This window comes from Streptomyces sp. NPDC022910 (assembly GCF_055561075.1).
The window spans coordinates 32,812-54,201 of the sequence record NZ_JBVHHL010000055.1 but is presented as its reverse complement, the minus strand read 5'-3'; the positions used below and the strand labels follow the sequence as shown (position 1 = coordinate 54,201).

Sequence of the window (21,390 nt, the reverse complement as noted above, 5' to 3'; positions counted from 1 at the left end):
CTGGAACGCCTTGTCGAGGCGACGCAGGGTGGCTTGCTGCGAGCTGAACGACCAGCGGCCCTGCCGCTCGGGGTCGAATGCCCGGATGCCCTTGAGCTGGGCGGACTGGTCGCCGTAGCGGATCGTGGTCTTCGAGGCGTGCCGGTAGGCGTCCCGGCGCTCTTGCAGGGCGCCGCTGTACAGCGAACAGTGGTCCGCCAGCATCTCGCGCAGCACGGCCGTCTGACGGGCTGTGGGGCGCAGGAGGAACTTGTACGCGCGGATCACGAACCCTCCTCCTTCTTCCACGGGCGTTCCCACTGGGTGTCGATGTACTTCTCGACCCTCGCCGCCGACACGGCACCAACCGATGCCGCGAAGTACGACGACGACCACAAGGTCGGCATCCGCGACTTCAGGTGCGGGAACTCCTCGCGCAGGACGCGGGAGGTGAAGCCCTTGAACTGGTTGGCCACGTACGAGGCTGACGACTTCGGGTCGTGCTTCACGAAGAGGTGGACGTGGTCGGGCATCACCTCAAGGACGATGATCTCCCAGCCGCGCTCGTCGGCCCTCTCCCGGATCAGTTCGTCCAGTCGTTCCGCGACCCGGCCACCGAGGACCGGACGGCGGTACTTCGGGCACCACACGATGTGGAGTCCGAGGTCGTACACGCCGCCGGAGAATCGGCGAACCTTCCTGGTCACGACCATGCGATCACTATACACACGCCGCAGGTCTAATGCAGCTGAACGGCGGCACAGGTGAACAGTGCAGACCCGTGCACCCAGTTAAGGTCACAGCAGCCCAGAAAAGCCATTCCCCACCCCGCCAAAGCGGGGCGTCCCCTGGCTAGGTCCTGATGGCCCAGACGAGGGCGCCCGCGATGACGAGGCCGCCGACGAAGGTCCCGGCCACGGCCCAGGCGGCGTCCGAAGCGGCCATTTCAACAGGGGTCGGGATCCTTCATTCCAGGTACCTCTGCCAGGGAAAGGAACGCGCCGCCACGGCTGCGCGGGACCGCCGTCGGACGCCCCGGCTCGGCCCACCACGGTGAACACCGCCACGGCGGGCGTGGCGCGACCGCGTCCCACGGGCCCTCGGCGATAGCGTCGCGGCGGACGGTCGTGATCGGGACCGGCGGTCGCACCGCGGGCCGACACAGGCGTGGGCCCCGCCACGGAACCTTCCTCACCCGGGCGGTTTCCGCCGGCGCGACCTGGGCACCCGCGGGACGCTCGCGTGCCGCCCGGCGCACGCGACGGGGCGGGAGACCCGGGGCGAAGGCCCGTGGAGGAGGACGATGACGGAATTGTCGGAACAGACCGCCGCCGCCCGGCGCCCGGCCACTGCCACGTCCTCGCTCGGCCGGGCGCTGCTGCGCTGGACCACGACGACCGATCACAAGGTGATCGCCAAGCTGTACATGGTCACGGCCTTCTGTTTCTTCCTCTTCGCCGGTCTGCTGGCCCTGGGGATGCGGGCCGAGCTCGCCCGTCCAGGGCTGCAGTTCATGTCGTTGGACGCCTACAACCAGCTCTTCACAGTGCACGGCACGGTGATGATGCTGTTGTTCGCGACGCCCATGTTCGCCGGTTTCGCCAACGCGGTGATGCCGCTGCAGATCGGCGCCCCGGACGTCGCCTTCCCTCGGCTGAACGCCTTGTCGTACTGGATGTACCTCTTCGGCGGCCTGATGGTCGTCTCGGGGTTCGTGGTGCCCGGCGGCGCCGCGTCGTTCGGCTGGTTCGCCTACGCCCCGCTGAACAGTGCCTACCACTCCCCCGGCGCGGGCGGCGACCTGTGGGTGATGGGCCTGGTGGTGACGGGCGTGTCGACGACCCTCGGCGCGGTCAACTTCATCGCCACCATCATGTGTCTGCGGGCCCCGGGCATGACGATGTTCCGGGTGCCGATCTTCACCTGGAACATCCTGTTCACCTCGATCCTGGTGCTGCCGGCGTTCCCGGTGCTCACCGCGGCGCTGCTGGCCCTGGAAGCGGACCGGAAGTTCGGGGCGCACATCTTCGACGCGACGAACGGCGGCGCCGTCCTGTGGCAGCACATGTTCTGGTTCTTCGGGCACCCGGAGGTCTACATCGTCGCGCTGCCGTTCTTCGGGATCGTCTCGGAGATCATTCCGGTGTTCTCGCGCAAGCCGTTGTTCGGTTATCTGCCATTGATCGGCGCGACGATCGCGATCACCATGTTGTCCGCGGTCGTGTGGGCGCATCACATGTTCGCCACCGGCGCTGTGTTGCTCCCGTTCTTCTCCGTGATGTCGTTCCTGATCGCGGTGCCCACCGGGATCAAGTTCTTCGCCTGGATCGGCACGATGCACCGGGGATCGCTGTCGTTCGAGACGCCGATGCTGTGGGCGGCCGGGTTCCTGGTGTCCTTCCTGCTCGGGGGCCTGAGCGGCGTGATCATCGCATCCCCTCCGCTCGACTTCCACACCACCGACTCGTACTTCATCGTGGCGCACCTGCACTACGTGCTCTTCGGCACCGTGGTCTTCGCGATGTTCGCGGGCTTCTACTTCTGGTGGCCCAAGTTCACCGGAAGAATGCTGGACGAGCGGCTGGGCAAACTGCACTTCTGGCTGCTGTTCCCCGGCTTCCAACTCACCTTCCTGGTACAGCACTGGCTCGGTGCCGAAGGCATGCCCCGCCGCTATGGCGACTATCTGCCCGCCGACGGATTCACGCTGCTGAACACGCTGTCGTCCACGGGGGCGTTTCTGCTCGGCATCTCCACGCTGCCGTTCCTGTACAACATCTGGCGCACCGCCCACCAGGGCGAGCGGGTCACGGAGGACGACCCCTGGGGGTACGGGCGCGGGCTCGAGTGGGCGACGTCGTGCCCGCCGCCACGCCACAACTTCCTGGCCCTGCCCCGGGTACGCTCCAACTCGCCCGCCTTCGACCTGCACCATCCCGAGGTCGTCCGGCTGGCACCGCGGGAGGAACTGCGATGAAGGTCGAGGCTCTGCTCTTCGCGGGTGTCGCCGTGTTCTTCGCGGGCACCGCCGCGCTGTACGGCGCCTGGTCGGGCGATCCGGCCGGTACCGCGGTGCTGATCGTCGCCTTCGGCATGGCCGGCGTGGTCTCCTTCTTCTGCGCCGTGCAGTACCGCCGCCGTGGCCGGCGCCCCCAGGACCGTACCGACGCCGAAGTGGCGGACGCGGCCGGCCCCCTGGAGTTCTTCCCGCCCCACAGCCCGTGGCCCATCGTCACGGCGCTCGGCTTCGCCGTCGCCTCGTTGGGTGTGGTCTACGGGCTGTGGCTGTTCCTCATCGGCGTCGGGGTGCTGGCGCGGGGGGTTCTGGGGCTGGTGTTCCAGTACGCGACTCGGGAGGGCTGAGCGGCTTCCTGGGCGCTCCCGGTGGAAACCGGGTCACAGGGCGGTGACCGCCCTCGTAGCCGCCTTCCACGGTCTGGCGCACCTCCCCGGTCTCCTCTCCCTCGGCCAGACGCTTCAGCTCCGCCTCCAGCAGGGCGTGGCAGAGCCGCCGGGCGAGCAGGAAGGCGAGGACCGGCGCCACCACCAGGGCGATACGCAGGATCCACGTCAGCGTGTTCAGCGAGATCCGGAAGATGGCCGCCATGACGTCGTTGCCGCCGGCCAGCAGGAGGACGCCGTAGAAGGTGACCCCGGCGACGCCGAGACCGGTGCGCACAGGACGTTCCCTGGGCCGGTCGCACAGGTGCTGTTCCTCGCGCCACTCGCCCGTGAGCCGCTGTTCGACGAACGGGTAGGCGTACAGGACGAGGAAGAGCAGCGCCGGCAGGACGATCGCCGGCAGCAGCACGTTCCACATGATCGTGTGACCGGCGATGTTCGTCTCCCAGGGCGGTACGAGCCGCAGCGCGCCCTCCAGGAAGCCGACGTACCAGTCGGGCTGCGAGCCGGTCGACACCTGGTCGGGACGGTAGGGTCCGTACACCCACACGGGGTTGATCTGGGCGAGCCCGCCGAGCAGCGCCAACACTCCGAAGACGGTGAAGGACAGGCCCATCGAGGACGCCATGAACTGCGGGAAGAGCGGCTTGCCGACGACATTGCGATTGGTCCTGCCCGGACCGCGCCACTGGGTGTGCTTCAGATAGAACACCAGGATCAGGTGCACGGTGACCAGTGCGATCAGTGCCCCGGGCAGCAGCAGAATGTGCATGCCGTACAGCCGGGGCACGATGTCCTCGCCGGGGAACTGGGACCCGAACACGAACATGCTTACGTACGTCCCCACGACCGGCAGGGACAGCATGATGCCCTGAGCGATGCGCAGTCCGGTGCCGGAGAGCAGGTCGTCGGGGAGCGAGTAGCCCGCGAAGCCCTCGGCCAGGGCGATCACGAACAGCGTGACACCGATGACCCAGTTCATCTCCCGGGGCCTGCGGAAGGCACCGGTGAAGAAGATGCGCAGCAGGTGCACACCGATCGCGGCGACGAACACCAGGGAGGCCCAGTGGTGCATCTGGCGCACGAGCAGCCCGCCCCGCACATCGAAGCTGATGTGCAGGGTCGAGTCGAAGGCCCCCGACATGCGGATACCACGCAGCGGCACATACCGGCCCTCGTAGACGACCTCGCGCATCTCCGGTTTGAAGAAGAACGTCAGCCAAACGCCGGTCACGACGAGGAGAACCAGGCTGTAGAGCGCGATCTCGCCGAGAAGGAACGACCAGTGTTCGGGGAAGGCCTTGCGCAGCAGCCGTCCGCCTTCCAGCACGGGCAGCCGCGCATCCGCCGCAGCGGCGAGGCGCTCTCCCGGGCGGTGACCTTCGGCCGTCCTCGCTGAGGCCGGTGACCGGCGCTTCGCCCTCACGGTGTCTCCATGGTGTCGTCGGCGGGCGCCTCACACCGGTCCCGGTCCACGGAACACCTCCTTCTGCCGCCTCTCACCGGCCGCTCCATGCCATGCCTTGCCGTCACGGCGCCAGGTGAGTACCCCCTCACCCAGAAACACTCGCGCGCCCAGGGTGGTGCACCCGTTCGGATGTGCCGGGGCCCGGCCCCCATGAAGTCCCGTCCTCAGGGGAAGAGCGCGGTGCTTCGCGGGCCCCTCGGGCTTCCCTCCGCGGGGCCGGTCCTCCTCCGGCGTCGGGTGCGCCGGAGCGTCACGCAGGTGGAAACTCGGCGTGCCTCCGTGCCGGTCACGGGGCCGGGTTCCCGGTCCGCGCCTCGGGAATCAGCCGCGTCGGCGCGGTGGTGCCACTGTGCGCAGGGCCGCGCGGCCACTGCGCCAGCACTCGAGGAGCCGGACAGCGAGCCGGTCCTCGAGAAAGCCGGTGGCCCGGATGCCGAACACCACGTCTGCCTCCAATCCGGGTTCGCTCTCCAGCACCCCGCCGATCACCTCATGGCGTACGACCTGCTCGTGGACGGCGTCCGCCACCACGTGCTCGTCGTAGAACCGCGCGGCCGCCTCACCCGCACCCACCCGGCGCAGGGCCTCGGCCAACCGGCGCGAGCCCGGAGACGAGGTCACCTCCACGAACGCGAAGTGGCCGGTGAGCGCGCCGCGCAGGCCCCGGTGCAGGCCGAACAGTGACATCAGGTTGACGGTGGCAAGCATCTCCGCGGGTGCGGCCTCCAGGTAATGGCCGTATGCCGTGGTAAGCCCCAGGTCCTCCATGAGGTCGGCGAAGAGGCCCGCGTGGATCTCGTCGGCCCGTCCGGCCCCGAACTCGTCGAACTCCACGGCCGCCATGGCTGCCTTGGCCCTGCCGTGCAGCCGGGGGATCACCCAGGCGTGCGGGTCGGCCTCCTTGAGGTGGTACAGCGACCGCAGCGCCGCGTATTCCCGCAGGTGTTCCAACCGGCCCTCGTCGCGCAGGAAGTGGGTGACTCCGGTGCCGTCGTCGCCGACCGGCTCGACCTGCAGCTCGTCCAGGGCCTCCTGCGCACCGGCATCGACGGGGACGTCGGCACGCAGGGCGCCCAGGAAAAGGTCCTCGAGGGCGCGACGGAACGCGAGAAGGGCCGGATCCCACTCGAGGTCGTCGTCGACCCCGTCGAACCCTTGGTAGTGCAGTTCGTACAGCACGTACAACGCCAATTGGAGGTCGTCGCCGTATGGATCGCCGTCCGCGACCGAGGCCGGCGAGAGGGGACCTCCCCTCTGCCGCAGTGCGCGCAGGACACCCTCGGAGAGCGGGCCCCTGGCGTGTGGGAGGGGCGGGCTGAACCGGCGCGGTTCGAGTCGGGGCGTCGTCACTCGCGTGTCTCCCTTCGGGCCGGTTCGTGGTCGTCCGCCGCCTTCCCGCGGCGACGGTGGCTGGTGTCGCACCAGGGGAACGACCGGCTGCGCCGGCAGGTGCAGATCGCCACGACGAACCGCCGGCTCACGACGCTCTCGCCGTCCGGGCCGATCACCTCCACCGGCCCCTCGACCAGCAGCGGACCGTCCCGGTCGGCACGGATACGGCAGATGCGTTCACGTTCGTACGGCACGGACGACCACCAGCTCCTCCACCATGTCGTCGGTCGGCAGTCCGCGCTGCCGCAGCCAGGCCAGCCGGGAGCACAGGACCCGGCCGAAGGGGATCGGCACCCGGTCCGTGACCGTGGCGCTGAGCCCCGCCGCGGAGAGCCGTGCCAGGGTGTCCTCGACCCCGCACAGCGCGGAGTGCACCACCAGGAGGGTGCCGTGGGGGCGCAGCAGCGCGGTCGCGGCGTCGCAGATGCGGTCCAGCAGCAGTCGGCCGTCCCAGCCGGCGTCCCATGCGCGTGCGGCGCCGCGCGGGGTTCCGCTCCTGGGGGACGGTACGTACGGCGGATTACTGACCACGACGTCGAAACGGCGTCCCGACAGGGTGGAGGTGAGGTCACCGTGGTGCACTCGGATGTTCTGCCGGCTGAGCAGCGCGTTCACGCGCGCCACGAGCACCGCCCGCCAGGAGACGTCGACCGCGGTGACGCGCGCGCCGGACCGCGCCGCCTCGAGTGCGAGGGCTCCGGTACCGGTGCCCAGGTCGAGGACGTCCGTCCCCTCGGTGATCTCCTCCCGGCGCATGGCCCTGGCCAGAAGCCAGGTGTCCTGCTGTGGCTCATACACGCCCCGTGGGGTCCATACGGGAGTCCGAAGAGACGGACACAGGGTTTTCATGCTCATGGGCTCCTCCGTACGAAGACGCGCGTCGGCATCCACCCGCCTGCCGGCATGTCTTCGCTGTCGGGAAGGCGGATCCCGGGCCTGCGCACCTCGAGTCCCCCGCTGCAGGTGATGGACACGCGGGCGCCACGGAGACGGGCGAACCCGTCGGCCTCCTGCCTTGCCGGCACTGTCCGGGGACGGGGACCGGTGGTGTCCGGTGGACCTCGCTCCGGTCGGCAGACTGCGTGTGTTCCCGAGCCGGACGATGCCCTGAAAAGTCTGTCACCCGGACCGGACAGCCCCGGGACCGTGTACTCGGTGTCGGCGAGGGCAAATGCGTCGACAGCCCCCTTCGCACCCGGCAAAGTGGCCGCCCATGACGAGCAGTGAGCTGTGGACCCGTGCGACCGCCGACCGCTACGACGCCGAGGAGACCGAGATGTCCTCGGCCGCTGTTCTCGGACCGACTCTCGCCTTCCTCGCCGAACTCGCCGGAGAGGGCCGGGCCCTGGAGTTCGCCATCGGAACCGGACGCGTGGGCGTCCCGCTCCGGGAACGCGGCGTGCCAGTGGTGGGCATCGAACTGTCCGAACACATGGCAGCGGTCCTGCGGCACAAGATCGACGAGGACACGCTCCCGGTCGTCACAGGGGACATGGCCACGACCGTCGTCCCCGGCGAGTTCACCTTGGTCTATCTCGTCTACAACACCATCACGAACCTTCTGACGCAGGACGAGCAGGTCGAGTGCTTCCGCAACGCCGCACGTCACCTGACGCCTGGCGGCCGATTCGTCATCGAGCTGGGCGTGCCGCCGCTGCGGTTCCTGCCGCCCGGGCAGGTCGCGGTGCCGTTCGACGTCTCCGAGCGGCATCTCGGCTTCGACACCTTCGACCTGGTCGAGCAGATTCTCGTCTCGCACCACCTCGCCCGCGATGACGACGGCCGCTACCGCCGCGGCAATTCCCGGCACCGGTACGCGTGGCCGGCGGAGCTCGACCTGATGGCACGGATCGCGGGGCTCGAGCTGGAACGGCGCGTCGCGGACTGGGACGGGGCGCCCTTCACTCAGGACTCCGCGAAGCACATCTCCGTGTGGCGCAAGCCGGCCTGAGCGGCCCCTCCCCGTCCCGCCCGTCGACCAGACAGGGTTCGGCGGGCACGGACCGGTGTCCGGTGTGCTCCCCAGCGTCGTTCACCGTTCGTACGTCCCGCAGCAGGTCGGCCACCAGACCCGTGCGGCTCAGAGGCTGCCGACGACGCGGAGCGCGTCATCGGTGTCCAGGCCGATACGGGAGGCCAGGGCGAGAGCGTCTTCGAAGATGACGTCGTCTCCGGCCAGACGGACGGCGGCCAGGGCGGGAGGGACCTTGCCGTGGTCGAGCAGCGTGGCCCACTGCTGCTGGGTGAGGGCGAGGTAGCGCAGGTTCGCGAGGTCGGCGAGGACGGTCAGATCGGGGATTTCGGCGCCGGAGAGGTCGAGACCGTGCAGGTTGGGGACGGCACGCAGCGGGCTGAGGTCGACCGAGGCGGTGGCGTTCAGGTCGAGGGAGGCAAGGTGAGGGTGGCCTGCGAGCGGAGTGAGGGCGCCGCCGTCGAGGGCCACACGGAGGGACTCGACGGGCAGGTCGCGGATGGGCGTCAGGTCGGCGGTGGTGGAGCGGTTGAGGTGCAGGCGACGGAGGCCGGGTGCGGCGGTGAGCGGGCTGAGGTCGACGATGCCGCTGGCGTCGTTGATGTGGATGGCCTGGAGGGTGGGCGGAACCTCTTCGGGGATGCCGCCGATGATCTGCTGGGTGCCGGTGTCGCAGACAGCTCGGCGCAGGGAGATGTGGTCGTCGTACTTCTCGTAGGAGCCCTGATCCAGCAGTTCCAGGTGCTGCTGGAGCAGGGAGGTGATGGAGTCGGCGACGTACACGGGGCCGTCGTCGTAGTCACGGCCGGTGGCGATGACCTGGCCTGGTCGCCCGTCGCGGGCAGGATCCATGTCAACGGCAAGGTAGTTGCCGTCCTCGCTGGTGGCGAAGCGGATCCATCCAGGGTGTCCTCCGCAGCGGCGGACGGTGTCGGCGGGGGTGGTGTCGAAGACCACGGCCTCCCATTCCAGGTCCCAGCCGAACCAGGGACGGTCCTGCCACTCGCGCCAGTCGGCGTACTCGGCGACCAGGCTCTCCAGGGACAGCCAGGCGTTGTTCTGGATCAGGTGGCGGTGCCGGTACCCGATACCGTCCCCGTCGGCGATCAGGTACAGCGCCCGCAGGTCGGGGGGCAGCAGGCGCCCGATGCGGCGTTCGGCGTCGTCGAGCGCGGCGGCGGTGGCGGGCGGGGGCAGTTCCTCGGCGTGACCGAGCACGGCGGCGCGCCGCTCGAGGTAAGCACGGAACCTCGTCGCGGCCAGCTCCGGGTCGCCGGCAGGGGCAGCGGTGCCCGCCTTCTGGCGCAGGCCCGGCTGCGGCAGGCGGTAGTCGGGGTCCAGGACGACCTCGTACCCGCCGCCCCCTCCGGTCACGCGGCCAACGGCGTCCCTGAACGTGACGAGCCGGTACTCGCCGGAGGGCCGGCAGTCCATCTCCCAGCTGACGGGGTCCCAGCCACGGTCGTTGCGTATCGCCTCCGCAAGTTCCATCAGGCGGGAGTGCATCTCGGGCAGCCGCATGGAGGTGCGCGTCCCAGGGACGGTGTAGCCGCCTGTCATTCCGCTTCCGCCACGGCCTGCGCGGCCCGAGAGCACGGCTCGTGTCCATCCCTGCGGCGCGTCCGTGACGATCTGTTCGGCCATGTAGCGGGCGACCTGCTCAACCATGTGCTGCTGCTCCCGTTCCGTCGAATACCTCGGCCATCCTGGCAGGGACCGCTGACACCGAGCGGCTGTCGGCGCCTCTGGCGTCCCGGCCGAACGCCGTGCGGATCGGCGAATGACCGAGAGGACAGGGAAGCCGGCCGTAGCCGACCTGGTCGGCTGGCGACTGTCGCGGGTGATCACGTCCTGGCACCACCACGGCGACGACGAGCCCTCGCTCCTGCATCCCTGGCTCCCCTTCCAAGGTTCGGACTCGGCGCCGCTTGGTGCGGCCGGAACTCAGCCCCACGGACCTGGCGGCGCCAGGACTATCCGAGGAACGACAGACGGACCTGACGGTTGGGATTGTCCCGGTTCGTGTCCACCAGGCACACCGACTGCCAGGTCCCGAGTTCCAGTCGGCCGCCGATGACCGGCAGGGTCGCGTGGGGTGGCACGAGGGCCGGGAGGACGTGGTCGCGTCCGTGGCCGGGGCTGCCGTGGCGGTGCTGCCAGCGGTCGTCGGCGGGGAGCAGCGTGTGGAGAACGGCGAGAAGGTCGTCGTCGCTTCCGGCACCCGTTTCGATGATGGCCAGCCCGGCCGTGGCGTGCGGCACGAAGACGTTCAGCAGGCCGTCCCGGCCCCCCGCCGCCTCACGGAGGAAAGCCTCACACTCTCGGGTGAGGTCGACGACCGTCTCCGTTGAACCGGAGGCGACATTCAGGACGCGGGTGCTGAAGACATCGGGCATATCTCCATCCTCACCCATGCGACCGTGCCCACACTCAACCGATCGTCCGCGCGGTGGTACAGAGGATCCATTCCGCGAGACACCATTGACCGGGCACGGACCATCTGGCTCCTTTTCACCGGCACGTTGCGTGCAGCCCTGCTGACCACGCGCAGTCACATCGACCTGCTGCGGGCGACCTCCGCCGCGTGTCGTCAGGGCTTCTGACGCTCTCTCACCCTTTCCTCCTCCTTCCTCGCCCACATCAGGATCCGGCTGCACACCATCTCCCGGGACACGGCGGCCGAGGTGCGAGCGACGGCGCACCGGCTGCTCGACGACCTGGACGCGCGCACGATCAGCGCTGCTCAGGCGGCGCTCCGGCGCGGCGAGTCGGTGGGGCAGCAGCGCATGCCGGCGCTGCACGGTGGATTCTCCCCGAGCCGGCCGGAGATCCATCCGCATCTCCGGGCGTGCGTGGGGCTCGTCCGCGGTAGCGGGGGCACGGCGCTCGTGGGAGTCATATCGAGGTCGCCGACCGGATCGAGGAGTACCGCGCGCTCGGAGTCGAGCACTTCGCGCTCTCCGGGTTTCCGCCTCTGGAGGAGGCGTACTGGTTCGGGGAAGGCGTGATGCCGGGCTGGCGGCCCGGGGCCGCTGGAGACGTCGGCCCCGGCGGACGGAGCGCCGATCCCGGTCGCGAGCAGGCGTTGACAGCCCGGGAAGTGCGCTGGTCGCCCGTCGCGCTGACCGCTGGGAAGATCCGCGGCCCCGGCGTGGTTGGTCGAAACGTGAACCACACCCGGGTACGTGAAGTCGACGTGGTCGTCATAGGCGCTGGTCAGGCCGGACTGTCCAGCGCCTATCATTTGCGGCGCACAGGTTTCCAGCCGGACCGCGACTTCGTGGTGCTCGACCATTCCCCCGGTCCCGGCGGCGCCTGGCAGTTCCGCTGGCCTTCGCTGACGTACGGCAAGGTGCACGGGATGCACGCCCTGCCGGGCATGGAGCTGACGGACGCCGACCCGGCGCGGCCGTCGTCCGAGGTCATCAGCGCGTACTTCGACACCTATGAACACACCTTCGACCTGCGGGTACGGCGGCCGGTCGACGTGAGGGCGGTGCGCGAGGGCACGAACGGGCGGCTGCTCGTCGAGACGTCTGCCGGTACCTGGTCGACGCGGGCGCTGATCAACGCCACGGGTACGTGGGACCGGCCCTTCCTGCCGCGCTACCCCGGCCAGGAGACCTTCCGGGGCCGGCAGCTGCACACCGCCCAGTACCCCGGGCCCGAGGAGTTCGCCGGACGGCGGGTGGTCGTCGTCGGCGGCGGGGCGTCCGGCACCCAGCACCTGATGGAGATCGCCCCCTACGCCGCCACCACATGGGTGACCCGGCGTCCGCCCGTGTTCCGCGAGGGGCCCTTCACCGAGGACGTGGGACGGGCCGCCGTGGCACTCGTGGAGGAGCGGGTGCGGCAGGGACTGCCGCCGAGGAGCGTGGTCTCGGTGACCGGGCTGCCGCTCAACGACGCGATCCGGCAGGCGATCGCCGAAGGGGTCCTGGACAGGCAGCCGATGTTCGACCGGATCGTGCCGGACGGCGTGGAGTGGAACGACGGGCGGCACGTGGACGCCGACGTGATCCTGTGGGCGACCGGCTTCCGGACCGCGATCGACCATCTCGCCCCGCTGCGGCTCCGTGAGCCGGGCGGCGGCATCCGGGTCGAGGGCACCCGGGTCGCCTCCGACCCGCGAATCCATCTGGTCGGCTACGGCCCGTCGGCCAGCACCATCGGCGCCAACCGAGCCGGGCGCGCCGCCGTGCGGGACATCAGGCGGCTGCTGGCGGAAGTGCCGGCCGAAGAGGCTGAAGAGAACGTCGCGTGAGCTCCACGGTGTCGTCGTCTCCCCGGATGCGCAGCCTCGCGCGATCCGCCGGCCTCGCACGCTCAGCGTGACGCCGAACCGCCGCCGCGCAGCCGGTTGAACTCCTCGACGTTCCGCAGGTGCTGCGCGTAACTCGCGGTGAACCGGGTGTCGCCCGGCTTGACGGTGACGAAGAACAGCCAGTCGCCCGGCGCCGGATTGAGCGCGGCACGCATCGCTTCCGTGCCCGGGTTGGCGATCGGCGTCGGCGGCAGACCCATGCGCCGGTACGAGTTGTAGGGGCTGTCGATCTTCGTGTCGGTCGTGGTGGTGTTCAGTGTGAAGCGGTCCATCGCGTAGTTGAGGGTGGAGTCCATCTGCAGCGGCATGCCCCGCTGCAGACGGTTGAAGATGACGCGGGCCACCTTGCGCATGTCCTCGCTGGTCGCCGCCTCGGACTGCACGATGCTGGCGATGGTGACGGTCCGGTAGACGCTCATCCCGCTGCGTTGGGCACCCGCGGTGATGGTGCCGCGACTGAACCGCTTGTTCGCGGTGTCGACCATGTACTGCAGCACGGACTCCGGAGCCGCGTTCTCGCGGAGCGGATAGGTGGCCGGGAAGAGGTACCCCTCGGGGTTGCCCCGCGCGTCGTTCGGCAGTTTGAGGTGGGCCTTGGCCAAGGACTTCCTCGTGGAACCCGGCGGAAGCCGCAGGGCCTTGTCGACGGCCCGGTAGACCTGGCCGGCGCGCCATCCCTCCGGGATGACGAGAGAGATGTGCCGCTCCTCGATGTCGCTCTTCAGGATCAGCAGCGGCACCGCCACGGCGGTGGCCGCCACGACGGCGCCGGTCACGACGAGGCCGACGCGGCGCCGGCGCTTCAGTCCGGTCTGCTTGCCTGACGGAATGTTCGTCTGCATGCGGGTACCGTAACCCGCAAAACGTTATAAACCCGGCATATCTTCATCTTGCCGTCTCCAGTTGCGCGTCCCGCCGGACCAGGGCCGCATACCGTCCGTCCAGTTCCAACAGTTCGTCGTGCGTGCCCCGTTCGACCGTGCGCCCCGAGTCAAGGACGACGATCTGGTCGGCCCCCCGAATGGTGGACAGCCGGTGGGCGATCGTGAGTGTCGTGCGGTTGGCCGACAGTGCGTCGATGGCCTCCTGGACCGCGGCCTCGGTACGGGTGTCGAGCGCGCTGGTCGCCTCGTCGAGGATGAGGACCGGCGGGTCGCGCAGTATGGTGCGGGCGATGGCGAGCCGCTGTTTCTCACCGCCGGAGAAGCGGTGGCCGCGCTCGCCGACGACCGTGTCGTACCCGTCGGGGAGGGAGGCGATGTGGTCGTGGATCTGGGCCGCCTTCGCCGCCGTGTGCAACTCCTCCTCGGTGGCGTCCGGCTTGGCGAAGCGCAGGTTGTCGGCGACCGAGGCGTGGAACAGATACGTCTCCTGGGACACCACGCCGACCGCGCGGGCGAGCGTGTCGAAGTCCAGGTCCCGCACATCGACGCCGTCGAGCGTGACTCGCCCGTCCGTCACGTCGTACAACCGCGGGACCAGATAGCTGAGCGTGGACTTCCCGGAGCCGGTGGGGCCGACCACGGCGAGGCTGCCGCCCGCCGGGACGGTGATGTCGACGTCTTCGAGGATCGGACCGCTCTTGTCGTCGTAGTGGAACGCGACGCCCTCGAAACGGATCTCGCCCTTGACCCCGTCGAGGTGGACCGGGTCGGCGGGCTCGGTGATGTCGATGGGCAGGTCGAGGTATTCGAAGATGCGCTGGAAGAGCGCGAGCGAGGTCTGGATCTGGACGCCGGTGGACAGCAGGCTGACGGTCGGCCGGAACAGTCCCTGCTGGAGCGAGACGAACGCGACGAGCGTGCCGATGGAGACGGACGGGCCGCCGAGCTGGAGCGCCATGCCTGCGGTCCAGTAGATGACGGCGGGCATCGCGGCCATGACGATGGTGATGACGGCCATGCGCCAGCGGCCCGCCATGTTCGACTTCACCTCGAGGTCGACGAGGCTCTCGGACTCGCTTTCGAAGGAGGCGGTGAGCGAGTCGGCGCGGCCCATGGTGCGGCCGAGCAGGATGCCGCTGACGGAGAGCGACTCGGTGACCGTGGCGGCCATGGCGGCCATCTGCTTCTGGCGCTGGGTGGCGATCTTTTTGCGTTCGTTGCCGACACGACGGCTGATCCACACGAACAACGGCAGCAGGAGCAACGAGACGACGGTGAGCCGCCAGTCGAGGGCCACCATCGCGACGATCGTGGCGACCACGCTCGTGAGATTGGACACCAGGGACGTGGCGGTGGAGGTGACCGTCGCCTGCATGCCGCCGATGTCGTTGGCGATGCGGGACTGGACCTCGCCCGTGCGGGTCCGGGTGAAGAAGGCGAGCGACATGCGCTGCAGTCGCCCATAGACGGCGGTGCGCAGATCGTGCATGACCCGCTGGCCGACGGTGGTGGAGATCAGGGTCTGCAGCACACCGAAGACGCTGGTGACGACGGCGCTCAGGATCATGCCGAGCGCGAGCAGGCTCAGCAGGCCGGTGCGACCCTGCGGGATCGCGACGTCCAGGGTCTCCTTCAGCAGGAACGGCGTGGCCACGGACACCAGCGACGACGCGCCGACGAGCAGGCCGACGATCGCGAGCCGGCCGCGGTACGGCTTGAACAGCTTCAGGATGCGGCGAACCTGCCGTGGCTGCTCCGGCGAGCCGCCGGGTGACGGGTTCCAGGTGGGTTGGTCGGGATGCATGGGCTCCTACGGTGGTGAGGCGGCGTACGAGGGATCCGACGCCGCGGTGTGCCGGTCCGCGGTGACAGGACGACGACTGACGGATGCTAGCTCATTGTTACCTATACTCACAATGAACAAGGTCCTGATATTGTTTCCCGCATGACCTCCCCCGATCCCGACGGTCTGCTCGCCGAGCAGCTGCTGCGGTTCACCCGCCGGGTGCACCGGATTCAGAAGCGCCATCTGGAGCAGGGTGACCTGGGCATCACACCGGCCCAGTCCAGGCTGTTGCGCACCCTGGCACACTTTGGCTCTCCGCCCCGGATGGCGGATCTCGCCGAGCGCCTCGAGGTGGTGCCGCGGGCGGTGACCACACTGGTCGACGCACTGGAGGCAGGCGGCAAGGTGCGCCGAGTGCCCGATCCCACCAACCGCCGGGTGATCCGTGTCGAGGTCACGGAGGAGGGCCGCAAGGCGTTGCGTGAACTGCGCGGGGCGCGCAGGTCCGCCGCGGAGGAGATCCTGGCTCCGTTGACGGACGAGCAGCGCGAGGTGCTCGGGGGTCTGCTCGACACATTGATCGACGGCGGCGACGTCCCCGCCGCGGCCCGACGGGAGAGTCCCTGCTGACGGCGGCTCACCGCCGGCGGTGAGGGCGAGCGGTACCGGGACGAGGGCTTTCCCAACGTCGGCGGGGGGCGCCACCGCACTGCCGCGCCGGATCGGAACCGGGGCGCACGGGAACGGCCCGCGGCCGGCGCTCCGTCGGTGCGGGAGCGGAGCACGCGGCCCGTCCGTGTGGTTGCGTCATCCGGCCTCGGGGACGGGCTCCTTGCCCGACTGGGCGGGCATCCCCGCCTTCCGCGCCGCGACCGCCTCCGTGTCCGGCTCCTCGGCCTCCGACACGGACGCGATCTCGCCGTCCAGGACCTTCCTCGCCCGTAGGACGTCCAGCGCGCCCTCCCAGCGGGACACCACGAAGACGGCGACGCAGCTGCCGAGCAGGTCGGTGGTGACGCGCGTCGAGTCACGCCGCGCGAGACGCATCGCACGCAGCACGTTCAGCTGCCGCCGCGGTCCTCGGTGAGCACACCCTGAGTGGTCGTCAACCTCCGGTCCAGCAGCCGTCCGAGCCGTGGAGCTGGTACCGCTCGCTCGTCACACCGACCGCTTGTCGCTGGTCACGCGGCACATCGTGTAGGTGGCGTCACCGGTGTAGGTGTCGTCGAGCCGTGACCACGCCGTGTGCCGACCGTCGCGGGTCTCGACGACCGATCCGACATCTCATGTCCCGTGTTCGTACGGGGAGTCGGCGCGTCCCGCAATGAGGGGCCGGAGGCACCCGATCGCGGTACCGGGTCCTCCCGCAGGGCGCAATGACGCCTATGCCTTCAGATGCGCTCTGTCCCCCATCACCACCACCGGATACCGGTCCGGGTCGAGTGTCCGCAACAGATACTCCATACCGGGCTCGGGCAGGGTGACACAGGCCAACGTACCGTCACCGTGGTCCACGTGCAGCCAGATGCCGCCGCCCTTCTCGTCGCCCTCGGGGCGGGTCGGATCGCTCGGCGGGGTACCCGGGAGCCGGTTGTAGTCGATGGCGATGACATGGTCGAAGTCGTTCCAGTGCGCCTCGCCCCACTCCTCCGGCACCTTGTAGGACGACGTGTCGTGGTCATACGGCAGCCGGGTGCCCGGATCGTCGAGGACACCGCCCGCGTCGGTGAGCGTGAACACCCCGACCGGGGTGCGCAGGTCGTTTTCGTGGTGGTCGGTGGTCCAGCCCCCCTTTCCGTTGTGCCCCCGCCATCGCCCGGCCTCGGTCCAATCGGGGTCGTCCTTCACGTAGAACACGATCGTGGAGTCCGGCGAATCCTCGCCGTCGCCGTAGACGACCAGGGCCTGGCGGGTGCTGGCCGGGATGTGCCGGTGCAGACGGTCGCCGACTCCCGGGATGCGTCCCGAATCAACCGTGGGAACAGATGGTTTGGCGATAGGGGCGGGCGGGCCCGCGGCCCTGCTGGGCGAACGGCCGCCCTGCGGCCGTGGTGCCTCTCCGTCCCGAACTCCGCACGCCGACAGGGACATCAGGAGCACGCCACAGGCCGCTCCCACAGCTCGCGAGCGTCCCACACCTTGCACACCACCTGTTCGCATAAGTCATATAGTCACGTTATCTATCCGGTGATTTACGTATATAGGATCTTCCGCGTCCCGCGTGTCGTCGAGGGGCCGGTTCTCGCCGTTCGGGCCGGAAAACCGTTTGCCTCGGACCGCATCGCGACGCGACCCTTTCACGGTTTGTTAGGCATTCGTGGATGTTCGTAGGCGCTGCCCCCGGCTCGCCTCCGCTCCGCGGCCCGGTCCATCCCTGACACGAGCCACTGGGACGTCATGCAGATTCAAGACCTTCCGTATCCCGACGCCGGTGTGCCCGACGCGCGCTCGGGTCCCCGGTTCCTGTGGTGGCTCGGTCGAAATCAGCTGGGCGGCCAGCTCAAGTCCCTCGCATGGGGGCTGCTGCACTTCCTGTCCGTCTGCGGGCTGCCGTTCTGTGTCGGCCTCGCCGTCCAGGCCGTCGTCGAGCGTTCGGGCGCACAGCTCGTCCAGACGGGCGGGCTACTCCTACTGTGCGGGGCGGGTATCGCCCTCGGCGACACCATGCTGCACCGCACCGCGGTCACCAACTGGATCACCGCAGCCGCGCGGGTCCAGCAGCTCCTCGCCCGCAGGACGGCGCAACTCGGCTCGGCCCTGACCCGGCGGGTCGCGGCCGGGGAGGTCGTCGCGGTGTCCACGGGCGACGTCGAGAAGATCGGCTGGTTCGTGGAGGCCGTCTCGCGCTTCAGCGCGGCTGCCCTCACCGTCGTGGCGGTCTGCGTCGGACTCGTCGTGTACCAGCCCGCACTCGGCGTCATCGTCGCGGTGGGTGTACCGCTACTGGCATTGGCCGTGTTGCCACTGCTCCCCCGGGCGACCCGGCGTGCCGACATCCAGCGCGAGAACGCAGGCCGTGCCACCGAGCTGGCCTCCGACACCGTCGCGGGCCTCAGGGTGCTGCGCGGCATCGGTGGCGAGGAGCTGTTCCTGGACCGCTACCGCCGGGCCTCCCAGAAGGTCCGCACCGCGGCGGTGCGCAGCGCACGGATGTGGTCGCTGATCGCCGCGATCCAGGTGCTGATGCCCGGGCTCCTCATGATCGCCGTCGTCTGGCGCGGTGTGCAGTTGGCCCACGAGGGCCGGATCGCCGTCGGCGAACTGGTCACCGTCTACAGCGCGGTCATGCTGCTCACCTATCCACTGCAGCACTTCCAGGAGATCGCCATGGCGTACTCCTTCTCTCGGCCCTCTGCTCGGCGCGCAGCGCGGGTGCTGTCGCTGGAGCGCGCCACGGATGCCGCGGGTTCCCGCGAGGCCTGCCTGCCGACCGGAGACCTGTATGACCCCCGGACAGGGCTACGGGCGCAGTCGGGACAGCTCACGGCCGTGGTCTGCGGCGACCCGGACGCGGCGGGCGTGCTCGCCGAGCGGCTTGGCGGACACCCCGCCGAGGAAAGCACCTCGGTACTCCTGGGCGGCGTCCCTCTGGACGAGCTGCCACTCGACTCGGCCCGGACCGCCGTCCTCGTCCAGGACAAGGACCCGGTGCTGCTGTCCGGCTCACTGCGCGAATTGCTCGACGTCCCGGCCTCCGGCCGGGTCAGCGCCGAGGAGGCGCTCACTGCCGCGCAGTGCGCCGACGTTCTGGACGCGCTCGCGCAGGGGTCGCAGGTCGCCGAGGACCCGATGGACGCGCGGATCAACGAGCGGGGCCGGTCCTTGTCCGGCGGCCAGCGCCAGCGGCTCGCCCTGGCCCGGTCGCTGATCACGGACCCGCAGGTACTGGTCCTGGACGAGCCGACGTCCGCCGTCGACTCGCACACCGAGGCACGGATCGCCGAGGGGATCCGGCAACTGCGCGCCGGGCGTACGACGGTCGTGTTCACCTCGTCGCCGCTGCTGCTGGACCGCGCCGACCACGTCGTGCTGGTGCACGACGGCGAGGTCGCGGCGATGGGCCTGCACCGTGAGCTGGTGCACGGCGAGCCCAGGTACCGCGCGGTCGTGACCCGCGAGCCCGACGACGAGGCCGCCGTGCGGAACGACGTACCAGCCGAACAGGTACCGAACGAACACGTACTGGCCGAGGACATGCTGGCCGAACTGGAAGAGATCGAGGAGACCGCATGATCGGCGTGGCGCCACCGGTGTACGACCCGGCGGCCCCGACGGCGGCGAACACGCTGCCCATCGGGGCCCCAGCGACCGTCCGCGCCTACGTGGCCGAACTGTTCCACCGGCACCGTCGGGCCTTCCTGCTGCTCATCGCCGTGAACACGGTCTCCGTCGTTGCCTCGATGGCGGGCCCCTATCTGCTCGGCGGGCTCGTGGAGCGTGTGGCGGACGGCGCCCGGGAGCTCCACCTGGAGCGCACCGCCGCGCTGTTCGTCCTCGCGCTCGGCATCCAGGTCGTGTTCGTGCGGCTGGTGCGGCTGAACGGTGCCGTGCTCGGCGAGCGGATGCTCGCCGATCTGCGGGAGGACTTCCTCGTACGGTCGGTGGGACTACCGCCGGGCGTCCTGGAGCGGGCCGGGACCGGTGATCTGCTGTCCCGGATCACCACCGACATCGACCGGCTCGCCAACGCGATGCGGGAGGCCGTGCCGCAGCTGTCGATCGGCGTGGTGTGGGCGCTGCTGCTGCTCGGCGGTCTGACCGTCACTGCCCCGCCGCTCGCTCCGGCCGTGCTCCTCGCGGTACCGCTGCTGGTGATCGGCTGCCGCTGGTACTTCAAGCGTGCTCCGTCGGCCTACCGCTCCGAGGCCGCCGGGTACGCCGCCGTGGCCGCCGTCCTCGCCGAGACCGTGGACGCGGGGCGCACCATCGAGGCGCACCGCCTCGGCGACCGGCGTATCGGGCTCTCCGACCGGCGGGTCAAGGAGTGGACGGCCTGGGAGCGCTACACACTGTGGCTGCGCTCGGTGCTCTTCCCGGTCATCAGCATCACGCATGTCACGGTCCTGTCCTCGGTCCTGATGATCGGCGGTGTGTTCGTCCTGCACGGCTGGATCGGCGTCGGACAGCTGACGACGAGCGCGCTCATCGCGCAGATGCTGGTCGACCCGGTGGGCCTGATCCTGCGCTGGTACGACGAGCTGCAGGTCGCCCAGGTGTCACTGGCCCGCCTGGTCGGAGTCAGGGACATCGAGCCGGACGCGGGTGACGCAGCTCTGACACCTGACGGGCGGGACGTCCGGGCGGACGAGGTGCGCTTCGGCTACCGCGCCGGAGTCGACGTGCTGCACCAGGTCTCCCTGGAAGTGCCGCCGGGGACCCGGCTCGCTCTCGTGGGGCCCTCCGGCGCGGGCAAGTCCACGCTGGGCCGGCTGCTCGCCGGGATCTACGCACCCCGGGACGGCCGGATCACCCTCGGCGGCGCGGAACTCTCGCGGATGCCCGCCGAGCGGGTGCGCTCACACGTGGCCCTGGTCAACCAGGAGCACCACGTCTTCGTGGGCTCCCTGCGGGACAACCTGCTGCTGGCCCTCCCCCACTCTCGGCTCGGCGCGGGCCAGGGGGTTCCCTTGGACGCCCTCGACGCCGAGCTGTGGACCGCGCTGGCGGCGGTCGATGCGGACGGCTGGGCCCGCGCCCTGGACGACGGCCTGGACACCGAGGTGGGCTCCGGCGGTCTGGCGCTCACTCCGGCACAGGCGCAGCACATCGCCCTGGCCCGGCTGGTGCTCGCCGATCCGCACACGCTGGTCCTGGACGAGGCGACCTCCCTCCTCGACCCCCGCGCGGCCCGCCACCTGGAGCGCTCCCTGGCCCGCGTGCTGGACGGGCGCACCGTCGTCGCCATCGCGCACCGGCTGCACACCGCCCACGACGCCGACGTCATCGCCGTCGTGGAGAACGGGCGGATCAGCGAGCTGGGCAGCCACGACGACCTGGTCGCCGCGGACGGGGCGTATGCGGCGCTGTGGCGGTCCTGGCACGGCTGACACCAGCCGCCGGGCCGGGGAAGGGGTCGGGAAGCGGGCGGTCGGCCGTCCGTCCCGGACCCCTTACTGGCGCCCGACGCGCCTGTGCCGCGCTATCCCCGTGGCTGCCGTTGCGCAGTGCCATCGCGGGGTGAAA

At 70.0% G+C, this 21,390-nt stretch carries 19 protein-coding genes and 1 pseudogene; 7 read left to right on the top strand and 13 right to left on the bottom strand.

What is annotated here, in order from left to right; all coding sequences use genetic code 11:
- A partial coding sequence (locus ACZ3TS_RS34165; protein ID WP_467625644.1) for a helix-turn-helix domain-containing protein occupies positions 1 to 267 on the bottom strand: 267 nt, incomplete at its 3' end.
- The gene (gene tnpA, locus ACZ3TS_RS34160; RefSeq protein WP_467625643.1) at positions 264 to 692 is read right to left on the bottom strand and encodes an IS200/IS605 family transposase; all 429 of its coding nucleotides are present in this window, start codon (positions 690 to 692) and stop codon (positions 264 to 266) included. The genes ACZ3TS_RS34165 and tnpA, both read right to left, overlap by 4 nt.
- Positions 693 to 1,282: 590 nt before the next feature.
- Between tnpA and ctaD the strand changes: the two genes are divergently transcribed.
- Together ctaD and ctaF are read left to right on the top strand one after the other, a co-directional pair.
- Positions 1,283 to 2,956: an aa3-type cytochrome oxidase subunit I gene (gene ctaD, locus ACZ3TS_RS34155; protein ID WP_467625641.1), complete on the top strand. Its 1,674-nt coding sequence runs from the start codon at positions 1,283 to 1,285 to the stop codon at positions 2,954 to 2,956.
- Positions 2,953 to 3,342, top strand: a complete 390-nt coding sequence (gene ctaF, locus ACZ3TS_RS34150; protein ID WP_467625640.1) for an aa3-type cytochrome oxidase subunit IV — start codon at positions 2,953 to 2,955, stop codon at positions 3,340 to 3,342. Before ctaD ends, ctaF begins: the two co-directional genes overlap by 4 nt.
- Here the strand turns inward: ctaF and qcrB are convergent.
- From qcrB to ACZ3TS_RS34130, 4 genes are all read right to left on the bottom strand, one after another.
- Positions 3,272 to 4,807 carry a cytochrome bc1 complex cytochrome b subunit gene (gene qcrB / locus ACZ3TS_RS34145; RefSeq protein ID WP_467625639.1) on the bottom strand — a complete coding sequence of 512 codons (1,536 nt, stop codon included), beginning with the start codon at positions 4,805 to 4,807 and terminating at the stop codon, positions 3,272 to 3,274. The genes ctaF and qcrB overlap by 71 nt on opposite strands.
- Before the next feature lie 363 nt (positions 4,808 to 5,170).
- Positions 5,171 to 6,199: an iron-containing redox enzyme family protein gene (locus ACZ3TS_RS34140; RefSeq protein WP_467625637.1), complete on the bottom strand. Its 1,029-nt coding sequence runs from the start codon at positions 6,197 to 6,199 to the stop codon at positions 5,171 to 5,173.
- Entirely contained in the window at positions 6,196 to 6,435 is a 240-nt protein-coding gene (locus tag ACZ3TS_RS34135) for a CDGSH iron-sulfur domain-containing protein (RefSeq protein WP_467625636.1), read from the bottom strand. Before ACZ3TS_RS34135 ends, ACZ3TS_RS34140 begins: the two co-directional genes overlap by 4 nt.
- Positions 6,419 to 7,096, bottom strand: coding sequence for a HemK2/MTQ2 family protein methyltransferase (locus ACZ3TS_RS34130; RefSeq protein WP_467625635.1), 678 nt, complete (start codon positions 7,094 to 7,096; stop codon positions 6,419 to 6,421). The genes ACZ3TS_RS34135 and ACZ3TS_RS34130 overlap by 17 nt, the downstream gene beginning before the upstream one ends.
- A 358-nt stretch (positions 7,097 to 7,454) precedes the next feature.
- On the opposite strand from ACZ3TS_RS34130, the gene ACZ3TS_RS34125 reads away from it, so the two are divergent.
- Complete coding sequence (locus tag ACZ3TS_RS34125) at positions 7,455 to 8,192, top strand: class I SAM-dependent DNA methyltransferase (protein WP_467625634.1); 738 nt, start codon at positions 7,455 to 7,457, stop codon at positions 8,190 to 8,192.
- 129 nt (positions 8,193 to 8,321) lie between these two features.
- On the opposite strand, the gene ACZ3TS_RS34120 is transcribed toward ACZ3TS_RS34125, so the two are convergent.
- Together ACZ3TS_RS34120 and ACZ3TS_RS34115 are read right to left on the bottom strand one after the other, a co-directional pair.
- On the bottom strand, positions 8,322 to 9,881 hold the full coding sequence (locus ACZ3TS_RS34120) for an SMI1/KNR4 family protein (RefSeq protein ID WP_467625633.1): 1,560 nt from the start codon (positions 9,879 to 9,881) through the stop codon (positions 8,322 to 8,324).
- A 305-nt stretch (positions 9,882 to 10,186) separates the two neighbouring features.
- Positions 10,187 to 10,609 (bottom strand): secondary thiamine-phosphate synthase enzyme YjbQ, encoded by a 423-nt coding sequence (locus tag ACZ3TS_RS34115; RefSeq protein ID WP_467625632.1) that lies wholly within the window; start codon positions 10,607 to 10,609, stop codon positions 10,187 to 10,189.
- Positions 10,610 to 11,379: 770 nt separating this feature from the next.
- Between ACZ3TS_RS34115 and ACZ3TS_RS34110 the strand changes: the two genes are divergently transcribed.
- Positions 11,380 to 12,477 (top strand): NAD(P)-binding domain-containing protein, encoded by a 1,098-nt coding sequence (locus ACZ3TS_RS34110; protein WP_467625631.1) that lies wholly within the window; start codon positions 11,380 to 11,382, stop codon positions 12,475 to 12,477.
- A gap of 62 nt (positions 12,478 to 12,539) precedes the next feature.
- Here ACZ3TS_RS34110 and mltG read toward each other — a convergent pair whose 3' ends face one another.
- Together mltG and ACZ3TS_RS34100 are read right to left on the bottom strand one after the other, a co-directional pair.
- Positions 12,540 to 13,379 carry an endolytic transglycosylase MltG gene (mltG, locus tag ACZ3TS_RS34105; RefSeq protein WP_467625629.1) on the bottom strand — a complete coding sequence of 280 codons (840 nt, stop codon included), beginning with the start codon at positions 13,377 to 13,379 and terminating at the stop codon, positions 12,540 to 12,542.
- A 43-nt stretch (positions 13,380 to 13,422) separates the two neighbouring features.
- Complete coding sequence (locus ACZ3TS_RS34100) at positions 13,423 to 15,225, bottom strand: ABC transporter ATP-binding protein (RefSeq protein ID WP_467625628.1); 1,803 nt, start codon at positions 15,223 to 15,225, stop codon at positions 13,423 to 13,425.
- A 141-nt stretch (positions 15,226 to 15,366) separates the two neighbouring features.
- On the opposite strand from ACZ3TS_RS34100, the gene ACZ3TS_RS34095 reads away from it, so the two are divergent.
- Complete coding sequence (locus ACZ3TS_RS34095; RefSeq protein ID WP_467625627.1) at positions 15,367 to 15,837, top strand: MarR family winged helix-turn-helix transcriptional regulator; 471 nt, start codon at positions 15,367 to 15,369, stop codon at positions 15,835 to 15,837.
- Between the two features lie 177 nt (positions 15,838 to 16,014).
- Here ACZ3TS_RS34095 and ACZ3TS_RS34090 read toward each other — a convergent pair whose 3' ends face one another.
- The 3 genes and pseudogenes from ACZ3TS_RS34090 to ACZ3TS_RS34080 all read right to left on the bottom strand — a co-directional run bounded on the left by ACZ3TS_RS34090 (position 16,015) and on the right by ACZ3TS_RS34080 (position 17,367).
- Positions 16,015 to 16,254, bottom strand: a complete 240-nt coding sequence (locus ACZ3TS_RS34090) for a hypothetical protein (RefSeq protein ID WP_467625626.1) — start codon at positions 16,252 to 16,254, stop codon at positions 16,015 to 16,017.
- Between the two features lie 14 nt (positions 16,255 to 16,268).
- Positions 16,269 to 16,479 (bottom strand): annotated as a pseudogene (locus tag ACZ3TS_RS34085) (peptide-N4-asparagine amidase); the annotation flags it as partial.
- Between the two features lie 111 nt (positions 16,480 to 16,590).
- A complete protein-coding gene (locus ACZ3TS_RS34080; RefSeq protein ID WP_467625625.1) occupies positions 16,591 to 17,367 on the bottom strand; it encodes a hypothetical protein in 777 nt (258 codons plus the stop codon).
- A 237-nt stretch (positions 17,368 to 17,604) separates the two neighbouring features.
- Between ACZ3TS_RS34080 and ACZ3TS_RS34075 the strand changes: the two genes are divergently transcribed.
- Both ACZ3TS_RS34075 and ACZ3TS_RS34070 read left to right on the top strand, forming a co-directional pair.
- Positions 17,605 to 19,440: an ABC transporter transmembrane domain-containing protein gene (locus ACZ3TS_RS34075; RefSeq protein ID WP_467625623.1), complete on the top strand. Its 1,836-nt coding sequence runs from the start codon at positions 17,605 to 17,607 to the stop codon at positions 19,438 to 19,440.
- Entirely contained in the window at positions 19,437 to 21,254 is a 1,818-nt protein-coding gene (locus ACZ3TS_RS34070; protein ID WP_467625622.1) for an ABC transporter ATP-binding protein, read from the top strand. The genes ACZ3TS_RS34075 and ACZ3TS_RS34070 overlap by 4 nt, the downstream gene beginning before the upstream one ends.
- Positions 21,255 to 21,390: the final 136 nt, after the last annotated feature.